Annotated in this window: 9 protein-coding genes and 3 pseudogenes; 1 reads left to right on the plus strand and 11 read right to left on the minus strand. The window is 39.1% G+C overall.

Annotated elements, in window-relative coordinates; translation table 11 throughout:
- Window positions 1-55: 55 nt before the first annotated feature.
- The 11 genes and pseudogenes from OCV99_RS11545 to OCV99_RS11595 all read right to left on the minus strand — a co-directional run.
- On the minus strand, window positions 56-1747 hold the full coding sequence (locus tag OCV99_RS11545) for an FAD-dependent oxidoreductase (protein ID WP_055222121.1): 1692 nt from the start codon (window positions 1745-1747) through the stop codon (window positions 56-58).
- Between the two features lies 1 nt (window position 1748).
- Entirely contained in the window at window positions 1749-2069 is a 321-nt protein-coding gene (locus OCV99_RS11550) for a rhodanese-like domain-containing protein (RefSeq protein WP_015524982.1), read from the minus strand.
- A 12-nt stretch (window positions 2070-2081) separates the two neighbouring features.
- The gene (gene trxA / locus OCV99_RS11555; RefSeq protein ID WP_005421612.1) at window positions 2082-2387 is read right to left on the minus strand and encodes a thioredoxin; all 306 of its coding nucleotides are present in this window, start codon (window positions 2385-2387) and stop codon (window positions 2082-2084) included.
- Between the two features lie 92 nt (window positions 2388-2479).
- Window positions 2480-3226: an SDR family NAD(P)-dependent oxidoreductase gene (locus tag OCV99_RS11560; RefSeq protein WP_005421611.1), complete on the minus strand. Its 747-nt coding sequence runs from the start codon at window positions 3224-3226 to the stop codon at window positions 2480-2482.
- 153 nt (window positions 3227-3379) lie between these two features.
- A complete protein-coding gene (locus OCV99_RS11565; RefSeq protein WP_005339874.1) occupies window positions 3380-3538 on the minus strand; it encodes a rubredoxin in 159 nt (52 codons plus the stop codon).
- Between the two features lie 91 nt (window positions 3539-3629).
- Entirely contained in the window at window positions 3630-4004 is a 375-nt protein-coding gene (locus tag OCV99_RS11570) for a desulfoferrodoxin family protein (RefSeq protein ID WP_055222151.1), read from the minus strand.
- A gap of 46 nt (window positions 4005-4050) precedes the next feature.
- Window positions 4051-4593 (minus strand): rubrerythrin, encoded by a 543-nt coding sequence (gene rbr, locus OCV99_RS18245; RefSeq protein ID WP_242866130.1) that lies wholly within the window; start codon window positions 4591-4593, stop codon window positions 4051-4053.
- Between the two features lie 18 nt (window positions 4594-4611).
- Window positions 4612-5232: pseudogene (locus tag OCV99_RS18250) on the minus strand (flavin reductase family protein); the annotation flags it as partial.
- Window positions 5225-5632 carry a Fur family transcriptional regulator gene (locus tag OCV99_RS11585; protein ID WP_055151682.1) on the minus strand — a complete coding sequence of 136 codons (408 nt, stop codon included), beginning with the start codon at window positions 5630-5632 and terminating at the stop codon, window positions 5225-5227. The pseudogene OCV99_RS18250 and the gene OCV99_RS11585, both read right to left, overlap by 8 nt.
- A 90-nt stretch (window positions 5633-5722) precedes the next feature.
- Window positions 5723-6472 (minus strand): peroxide stress protein YaaA, encoded by a 750-nt coding sequence (gene yaaA / locus OCV99_RS11590; protein ID WP_055650115.1) that lies wholly within the window; start codon window positions 6470-6472, stop codon window positions 5723-5725.
- Window positions 6472-6843, minus strand: a pseudogene (locus OCV99_RS11595) (peroxiredoxin); the annotation flags it as partial. The gene yaaA and the pseudogene OCV99_RS11595, both read right to left, overlap by 1 nt.
- Before the next feature lie 288 nt (window positions 6844-7131).
- Here OCV99_RS11595 and OCV99_RS11600 point away from each other — a divergent pair.
- A pseudogene (locus tag OCV99_RS11600) lies at window positions 7132-9981 on the plus strand (SrtB-anchored collagen-binding adhesin); the annotation flags it as partial.
- Between the last annotated feature and the right edge of the window lie 90 nt (window positions 9982-10071).

A 10071-nucleotide genomic window follows, 5' to 3' on the forward strand; every position in this document is an offset into this window, starting at 1 on the left:
TAAATGGGGGATCTTTTTATACTACAATCAAACTATAAAAATATTTTATTTATTTCTAATAATCCATACCACATGCATATGATCTTTCAATCAGTGCATGGTCATTAGCCACTGCATCATAAAAGCGGAATCCACCTGAAAAGTTGTATGTTTCATATCCATTTCCTTCCAAAATACGGCTTGCAATATAACTGCGTAGCCCACTCTGGCATATCAGGTAAACAGGCTTTCCCTTCTCAATTTCATTGATACGTTCCCTTAGTTCATCTACAGGAATGTTTTTGAATCCATCCATATGCCCCCTGTTAAATTCACCTACAGTTCTCACATCCAGCAACACAACACTTTTATCTCTAGAAATCTTATCCATATCTTCCAGATGCCATTGTTTTAAGGTACCTTTTGCTATATTGTCTATCATGAATCCTGCCATATTTACAGGATCTTTGGCAGAGGAATAAGGCGGTGCATATGCGAGATCCAAATCCTTCAGCTGGGTTGCCTTCAGCCCTGCATGAATTGCTGTTGCCAGCACATCAATACGTTTATCAACTCCTTCATATCCAATAATCTGAGCGCCAAGCAAACGATAGGTCTCTTTTTCAAAAACCACCTTCATGGTCATCACTTTTCCACCAGGATAGTAACCGGCATGACTCATAGGAGAAAGAATTACTGTATCTACCTCTAATCCTGACTTTTTGGCATTGGTTTCATTGATACCTGTAGTAGCTGCTGTCATATCAAATACTTTGATAACGGAGCTTCCCTGACTGCCCAGGTAACGACTATCACCGCCACAAATATTATCAGCGATGATTCTGCCCTGTTTATTGGCTGGTCCTGCCAAAGAAATCAGCGCATCATTACCCGTAACATAATGTTTTACCTGAACTGCATCACCTGCAGCATAAATATCCGGTACAGAGGTTTCCATTCTGTCATTCACTACAATACTTTCCTTGATGCCAAGTTCCAGGCCGGCTTCTTTTGCTAATACTGTGTCTGGTGTGACTCCGATTGCCAGAACTACCATATCAGCCTGAAGGGATGGATTATCTTTCAACAGGACCTCCACTCCGTTGTCTTTTTCTTTAAATCCTTCTACTGTATAGCCCAGTACCAGTTTTATCCCATGCTTTCTCATTTCATTATGGATCATGGATGCCATATCCAGGTCAAAAGGGTTCATCAGCTGCTTAGGCCTCTGGACAATCGTAACATCCATGCCAAGCCCCCTCAAATTTTCAGCCAGTTCCAGACCAATAAAACCGCCCCCTGCCAATACAGCCGATTTTGGATGATTCTTATTTATATATTCCTTTATCCGAAAAGTGTCTTCTACAGTACGAAGTGTAAAAAGTTTATCAATACCTACTCCGGGAAGTCTCGGCTGTGTTGGCTTTGCACCTGGAGAGAGGATCAGCTTATCATAGTTTTCTTCAAATATCTCACCATTCTCTAAATTTTTCACTGAAACCGTTTTACGTTCCGGATGTATGGAGATAACTTCATGATGAATTTTCATGTTAATACGGAAGCGTTTAAAAAAACTCTCTGGTGTCTGTAGTGTAAGTTCTTCCGGGTCTGTGATCACGTCTCCAATATAATATGGAAGTCCACAATTTGCATAGGATATGTATCCGGATCTTTCAAACACAGTAATTTCAGCATGTTCATTCAGTCTGCGTATTCTTGCTGCAGCTGTAGCTCCTCCGGCTACACCTCCTACAATTATTACCTTCATCTTATTTTTCCACCTTTCCTGAGTAAGCTACAATGCCACCGATATTATTTACTTTAGAATATCCCATTCGTTGCAGTATCCCAGTTGCCTGGCGGCTTCGTGAACCGGAATAACAGTATACAAACAGTGGAATATCCTTATTCTTCGCTACAGAAGCAATATTGTCAAGTTGCTGCAACGGCACATTTTTACTTTCTGGTATATGTCCTTCCTGATATTCCTGCGGTGTACGTACATCCAGCAGAACTGCATCATCAGTCCTTTTATATTCTTCTATGCCTTGATTAATATTCGACTGTTTAAAGAGATCGAAAAATCCCATTAGCACACCCCCCTAAAGCATTTCTAAAATCGCATTCTTAGGTCTCGCACCTGAAACCTGCTGTACAATCTTCCCATTCTTCATAACCACTAAAGTTGGAATGCTCATAATACTGAACTTATTTGCCAGTTCAGGCTCTTCATCTACATTAATCTTTCCAACTTTAATATCTCTACGCTCACTTGCAATCTCCTCTACAATAGGTACTACCATACGGCAAGGCGCACACCAAGATGCCCAAAAATCTAAAAGAACGGGTTTATCGGAATTCAGTACTTCGTTCTGAAAATTATTTTTATTGATATTAATAGCAGACATTTTACAGTCCTCCTTATCTTTTTCTTTTTGTAGATTTATTATAGTCTTAATTTCATTTATTTTCCGTGATTACATCACCATACCTCATTAACTTAACTTCTTGCCATACCATCTACACTTAATATAACACCTGTAATGTAACTCGCCTCATCTGAAGCAAGAAACACAAACGCATTGGCAATATCTTCTGGCTGTCCAAGACGACGCAATGGAATTCTTTCAATCATAGGTTCGATAACTTCCTTTGGCACGGCCTTCATCATATCAGTTTCTGTAATTCCAGGTGCAACAGCATTAACACGAATACCTTTAGGTCCTAGTTCTCTTGCTAATGATACAGTCAATCCGTTTACTGCAAACTTCGATGCCGGATAAGCAAACCCACTTGGCTGTCCCGAAATACTCACCATGGAAGAAGTTGAGAGAATGACCCCCTTGCCTCTTGCCACCATACATTCTGCTGCTACACGAGTAGTATTAAATACTCCTTTTACATTTAGATCCATGACTTTATCAAAAGTCTCCTCTGTATAATCCATAAATGAGGTGTTTTCTGAAATCCCTGCATTATTTACCAGTATGTCGACACATCCATATTTTTCAGTTGCCTCTTTAAAAGCCTTTCTGACAGACTCCATGCTTGCTAGATTTGGACTAATTCCAGCAACTATTGCATTGGGATATTTTTCTTTTAATTTATCTACAGCAACATCTGCCGATTCCTGTGAACTTGCTGCCAACACAACTGAAGCACCTTCCTTCAAGAATTTATCAGCTGTAGCAAATCCTATACCACGGCTTCCACCAGTAATGATTGCAACTTTATCTTTTAATCTCATTTAGACTACCTCCTTACTTTGTTTGTAGTTACATTATAAGCAAAAGGTAAACCATTTTCTGTGATATCATCACAAACTATCGCAATAAAAAACCCTGTTGCTCACACGCACCAGGGTTTTTGTTTATCTATCCGTATTTAAATAATCAGAATTTTATTCAACTTCTGAAAACTGATCTTTTCCAACATTACATAATGGGCATTCAAAATCTTCTGGAACGTCCTCCCACTTTGTTCCTGGTGCAATACCACCTTCAGGATAACCTTCCTCTTCATCATATTCCCATCCGCAAACGTCACATACATATTTCATTAGTTTGTTCCTCCTTATAAATATATTAATACACAGCATATATTACTGTTGTATTTGTGTTGTTCTGTAACCTTAATATGTATAAATGCTTTTAGCATTTCCATAATCCATGCAGGTTACAATATGCATATACCTCTTCTACCTGTTCACCATCGCAAAGACAAAGATCTGCTACCGGCTCCTGCCCTGGATTTAACTGTTTTCTGTATATTCCCTGGTTTGTATTTAATGTAATCCACTCAATGAAATGCTCTTCAAGCATTGGATGTTTTGTCTCTCCGACCACGACATGAACATGACTGCCTTCTATCGTATATACAGGTACATGCTTCTCGACAGCAGCATCTGTCACTCCGGCTTTTAATTCCTGCATAGGTTCTCCGCAACAAATTACAGGTACACCCTTATCCTTTACCTTTTCAACAATGTTTCCACAATGCTTACAAATATAATACCTTACTTCCATGCCTTTTTCTCCTTCCATGTGTAAAATTTATAATTCAATTGTCTCCTTAATAATTCTCTTCATGTACTTCAAAATAGCTCTGTGGATGATTACATACCGGACATACTTCAGGCGCCTTAGTTCCTACCACAATATGTCCACAGTTACGGCATTCCCATACCTTAACTTCGCTCTTTTCAAATACCTGTGAAGTTTCAATATTCTTAAGAAGTGCACGATATCTTTCCTCATGGTGCTTCTCAATCTCACCTACTGCCCTGAATTTTGCTGCAAGCTCAGGGAATCCTTCTTCCTCAGCCGTTTTAGCAAAGCCATCATACATATCTGTCCACTCATAATTTTCGCCTTCTGCCGCTGCCACCAGGTTTGCCTTTGTATCACCAATTCCTGCTAATTCCTTGAACCACATCTTTGCATGTTCTTTCTCATTATCTGCAGTCTTTAAAAACAATGCTGACATCTGCTCGTAACCTTCCTTTTTCGCTACAGAAGCAAAATATGTATACTTATTTCTTGCCTGTGATTCCCCTGCAAATGCCTCCTGTAAATTCTTCTCTGTCTGTGTTCCTGCATATTTGTTTGCTGCCATCTCTTTTACCTCCGTTTTCTTTACTACTTTTTCAAAATCTGATGCCGGGTGCTTGCACAAAGGACATATAAAGTCATCTGGTAATTCCTCGCCTACATATTCATATCCGCAAATTCTGCAACGCCATATTGTCTGACTGTCCTCTGTTTTTCCAACCTCCTGTGGCTTAGGCTTAATATTATTCTGATAATAATCATATGTTACTGAAGGAACATTGCTTAAAACTTCCATATCGGTTATCTCACCGATAAACATCGTATGTGAACCCAAGTCCTCTGTTTTAGTAACTGTCACAGAAATGTATGCATTTGTACCTTCTGTAATATAATAAATACCATTTGTGCCCCTGGCACACTGCTCAAAGGCTTCAAACTTATTAGTATCTCTTCCTGATTGGAAGCCAAAATGTTTGAACAATTCAAATTGTGCCTTCTGACTTAAGACTGATACAGTAAATTTTCCGGTTCTTTGAATCATATCATGCGTATAATTTGCCTTATTTACACAGATACTTAACTGGTTTGGTTCCGAAGCTGCCTGAATAGCTGTATTAATGATACATCCGTTATCTTTTTCTGCTTCTTTAGCGGTCAATATAAACAGTCCATAACTCAACTTATACATTGCTTTCCTATCCATGCTGTTCCTCCTTTACCTTCTCCCTGCATTTCGGGCAAATGCCTTTAAATGAAATATCATAATCCACAAATTCAATTCCATGAGTGTTATGAATTCTTTCCAGCAAATCCGGTATTTGATCCATATCCACATCAAAAATTTCACCGCACTTTATACATCTTACATGGTAATGATTTTTCAATATAAAATCAAATCGGTTCGGTCCATCCGGAACTTCAACCTTTCTTAATGCACCTTCCTCTACCAATATATCAAGATTTCTATATACAGTTCCTTTCCCAATTGTTGGATATGCTTCTTTTATAAATTCATACACTTCATTTGCCGTAACGTGTCTTCTCATTTCGTATACGGTATTTCTTACAAGATCTTTTTGAATGGTATTTCTTCTACTTGTCATTCGTCCTCCTTATTAGGATTAGTTCTTAATAAGGATTATATACCACTATTATCCTGTTGTCAATAAAAATAGTAATAGTTCTCATTATTATTATTTTATTTTGCGTTCAAATACATATTCTGAATCTGAAGATAAATCCGGCCTAAACGAATATCCGAGTCTGTCAAATTTCTGAATTTCCACCGGATTTTCAATATTATTTTCCGCTATGAATCTGACCATTTCACCACGAGCCATCTTGGCATAGGTACCTTTTGTTACAAATTTATCTCCGGATAACTCACAAAATACAATCGTAATATATCTGTCCTGTGGTGTCAGATACTTTTCTATACATTTTGAGTATTCTTTTGATGCAAGATTAATGATAATCCTACTGTCATCGATTACTGAGCGGTATAACAATTCTCCCCAGTACTCATACAGATTTTTTGCATCTCCAATTCCAACCTTTGTCTGCATTTCAAGACGATAAGGAGTCACACCATCCATTGGTTTTAAAATGCCATAAAACGCAGACAAGATTCTTAAATGATTTTGCAAATACTCAAACTGCTGGATTTCAAACACAGATGGTGCCATATATTGAAATGCAATCCCTTCATATGCTAAAACAGCCGGAGTAAGCCTGTTATAAAGATCCATATTTTCCAATCTGTTAAAGTTCTGCTCTGCAATCTTGTCATTACATTTCCATATAGCTTTCAATTCTTCTTTTGATTTGCTTTTCATCCAGTTTAATACTTCTGCTGTCTTATCAATATAGACAGGCAGTTCAACCGGTGCTAAGTTATCGGTATCTACAATCATCTTTTTTGCAGGTGATAAAATAATCTTCATTATGCCAATTCCTTAAGCATATTTTCAGGATCATCTGCCGCCTTGACTTTATCATTTGCCTTTATAATGATTCCCTGCTCATCAATAAGATATGTAGTTCTTACTACACCCATAGATACTTTTCCATAATTTTTCTTTTCTTTCCAGACATCATATGCTTCAATAACTTTACGCTCCGGATCTGCTAATAGCGTAAATGCCAGTCCGTATTTTTCTTCAAATCTCTTGTGAGACGCTACAGAGTCCTTGCTTACTCCGAGAATAACAGCTCCCTTCTCAGTAAACTGTGGATAACGCTCAGAAAAGCCACATGCCTGCTTCGTACATCCTGGTGTATTATCCTTTGGATAAAAATATAAAATTATTTTTTCACGTAAAAACACAATAAAAATCTGATTATCCGCTAAAACACAGTATCTATCAGCATTTTCAAGGAAACAAACACATCAATTTACTACTTATTTACTACTAACGAATGAGCCTTGATACGCTAGTTTTCTTAGATATGCAAAGATATGGTACAGCACATCAGTATTGAAACAAGAAAAATTTAATATTTCATAGACTATGGAACGCCTAACATGACGTTCCTTTTCTATTTCCAGCCGTTCTTATTGGACGGCTATTTTATTACTCAAAACGAAAGGAGCATTAGACTTATGAAAAAGATATTAAAGCGATTGTGTACGGGCTTCTTAGCTCTTGCAACTGTCGTTACTGCTTTACCGAGTACACCCGTTCATGCAGAAAGTAAGCAATACTGGACGGAAAGTGCAGAGCGTGTCGGTATCATTGAAAAAGTAATGAATGACGGTTCTATCGGTTCTACATTCAATGAGGGCATGATGAAAGTTGAGGGCGAAACTGCCTATTGTATTGACATCAATACAGATTTCAAAAATGGTTACAAGACCAGAGCTGACGCAAGCTCACGCATGAGTGCCGACCAGATTTCAGATGTGGCGTTATCCTTAGAGTATGTCAAACAGTATGGCGAAGCTCACAAGGAACTGAATTACAAGCAAGTCTATCTGTTGGAACAATGTGTTGTCTGGCAGAGATTGAGCGTACATCTTGGCTGGCAATGTGATAACGTGCGAGCTTCTTATGATGAAATTCCAAAGGCAACACAGGACGAAGTTTTCTCTGGTGCAAAAGCCTTTGTCAAAGAGAATAAAGGACGCTATGAATGTGGCGGTTATATCTACTCTGGCGAGGGGCAGGAATTAGGACAATTCTGGGCGAAACTGAATGTCGGAAATGCGAAACTACAAAAGACTTCCAGTAATACCAGCATTACAGACAGTAACGGGAATTACTCTGTCGCTGGTGCAATCTACGGTGTCTTTTCTGATAAGGACTGCACGAAACAGCTTGCCACCCTTACGACTGATGAAAACGGAAATACAGATGTTGTAGAGGTAAAAGCAGGCACAGTCTATATCAAGGAATTATCCGCACCAGCAGGATATAAAGTAGATAAAACTGTATATTCCTTAAAGATTGAAGCTGGAAAGACAGCGACATTGAACGTATCTGATACGCCAAAAGTAACGGACACTTTGATTGAGCTTTTCAAGATTGACATGGAAACACAGAAAGACAATCCGCAAGGAAACGCTTCTCTAGCAGGTGCGGAATTTACATGGAAGTATTATGCAGGCTTCTATACTAAAGACAATCTCCCTGCCGAAGCTACTCGTACATGGGTTACAAAGACAATCGCTGAAACAGACAGCGATGGGACAACCCACTACATCACAAAATTAGCGGACGCATACAAGGTGTCTGGCGACAGCTTCTATATGCAAGACGGTAAAGCCGTTTTTCCACTTGGAACACTAACCGTTGAAGAAACGAAAGCTCCAAATGGCTACTTACTTGACGGTGCATATATGCAGGCTGGCGATAAGTCCGAACAGATTAAGGGCTTATATGTAACACAGATTACCGAGGACGGCGACCTTGCCGTATTATCTGGAAGTAACCAGTTTTCCGTTTCTGACAAGGTTATCCGTGGCGGTGTCAAAATTCAGAAACGAGATTTAGAAACGGGCGATACAAAGCCACAAGGAAGTGCCACTTTGAAAGATACTGCCTTTGACATCATTTCCTTAAAAGATAATGCAGTATTGGTTGAGGGCAAGCTATACAAAAAAAATGAAGTGGTAAAGACAATTCGTACCGATATTGAGGGTGTCGCTTCTACTTCTGCCGACCTTTTACCTTATGGAAAGTTTCGTATCGTTGAAAGTGAAGCTCCAAACGGATATTTGACTGACGGTGCAAAACCGATTGATTTTACAATCACAGAAAATGGAAAAATTGTGGACTTAACCGACAAAGCCCATTCTATCTACAATCAGATTAAGCGTGGGGATATTGAGGGCGTGAAAATCGGTGCAGGCACACACAAGCGTCTTGCTGATGTTCCTTTTAGGATCACAAGCAAGACGACGGGCGAAAATCATGTCGTGGTAACTGATGATAACGGGCAATTCTCCACTTCTGCTGACTGGGCTTCTCATAAGCACAATACAAACGCAGGCAAGACCAGCGAGGACGGTGTGTGGTTTGGGATTTCTGAACCAGACGACAGCAAGGGTGCATTACCTTATGATACCTATATCATTGAAGAAATGCGTTGTGACAGTAACAAAGGCTTTGAACTTATCCCACCTTTTGAAATCGTGGTATCAAGAAATAACCTTGTGGTTGATTTAGGGACGCTGACTGATGAATACGAAAAAGAAATCTCTATCCATACCACAGCGACCAGCAAGGACGGCGAAAAGACTATCCTTGCAGGAAAAGAGGTAACAATCGTTGATACAGTCAAATTGGACGGACTTACAAAAGGCACAAAATATCAGCTCAAAGGCTGGCAGATGTTAAAGGAAGAAAACACCGAGCTTATCATTGACGGGAAACGTGTAGAAAACAACTATACCTTTATCGCTGATGATGAGGAAATGAAAGTGGAAATTTCCTATACATTCAATGCGTCTGCTTTAGGTGGCAAGAACCTTGTTACCTTTGAAGAATTGTATAATTTCAGCAATCCAGACGAACCCGTAAAAGTTGCGGAACACAAAGACATTGAGGACGACGGGCAGACGGTACTTATCACAGAGCGTATCATCAAAATTCATACGACTGCTACCGATAAGGACGGCAACAAAGAGCTTGAAGCTGGAAAAGACGTTACAATCATTGATACGGTTACTTTAGAGGGCTTAGAAGTCGGCACAAAATATCAGTTAAAGGGCTGGCAGATGTTGAAAAAAGAAAATGCAGAACTTCTTATCAATGGAAAGCGTGTGGAAAGTGATTACACTTTTACCGCTGACAGCGAAAACATGAAAGTAGAAGTTGCCTTTACTTTTGACGCTACTTCTTTTAACGGAAAACAGCTTGTAACTTTTGAAGAATTGTACGATTTAAGCAATCCAGACGAGCCGAAGAAAGTTACCGAGCATAAGGATATTGAGGATAAGGGACAGACGATTTGATGTGGTATAAAAAAAGTTGACACCCCATTCTCAAGGATTTGAGATATAATCTAGAGAATAAGGAGTGAACAAAATGGCAGAAAACAG

This window comes from Dorea acetigenes (genome assembly GCF_025567385.1).
GTDB lineage: Bacteria > Bacillota > Clostridia > Lachnospirales > Lachnospiraceae > Claveliimonas > Claveliimonas acetigenes.

What these genes read in the sequence shown, in the direction of transcription:
- OCV99_RS11545 (WP_055222121.1), bottom strand. Translation starts at nt 1,747, where the DNA reads ATGAAGGTAATAATTGTAGGAGGTGTAGCCGGAGGAGCTACAGCTGCA.
- OCV99_RS11560 (WP_005421611.1), bottom strand. Translation starts at nt 3,226, where the DNA reads ATGAGATTAAAAGATAAAGTTGCAATCATTACTGGTGGAAGCCGTGGT.
- yaaA (WP_055650115.1), bottom strand. Translation starts at nt 6,472, where the DNA reads ATGAAGATTATTTTATCACCTGCAAAAAAGATGATTGTAGATACCGAT.
- rbr (WP_242866130.1), bottom strand. Translation starts at nt 4,593, where the DNA reads ATGGCAGCAAACAAATATGCAGGAACACAGACAGAGAAGAATTTACAG.
- trxA (WP_005421612.1), bottom strand. Translation starts at nt 2,387, where the DNA reads ATGTCTGCTATTAATATCAATAAAAATAATTTTCAGAACGAAGTACTG.
- OCV99_RS11570 (WP_055222151.1), bottom strand. Translation starts at nt 4,004, where the DNA reads ATGGAAGTAAGGTATTATATTTGTAAGCATTGTGGAAACATTGTTGAA.
- OCV99_RS11550 (WP_015524982.1), bottom strand. Translation starts at nt 2,069, where the DNA reads ATGGGATTTTTCGATCTCTTTAAACAGTCGAATATTAATCAAGGCATA.
- OCV99_RS11565 (WP_005339874.1), bottom strand. Translation starts at nt 3,538, where the DNA reads ATGAAATATGTATGTGACGTTTGCGGATGGGAATATGATGAAGAGGAA.
- OCV99_RS11585 (WP_055151682.1), bottom strand. Translation starts at nt 5,632, where the DNA reads ATGACAAGTAGAAGAAATACCATTCAAAAAGATCTTGTAAGAAATACC.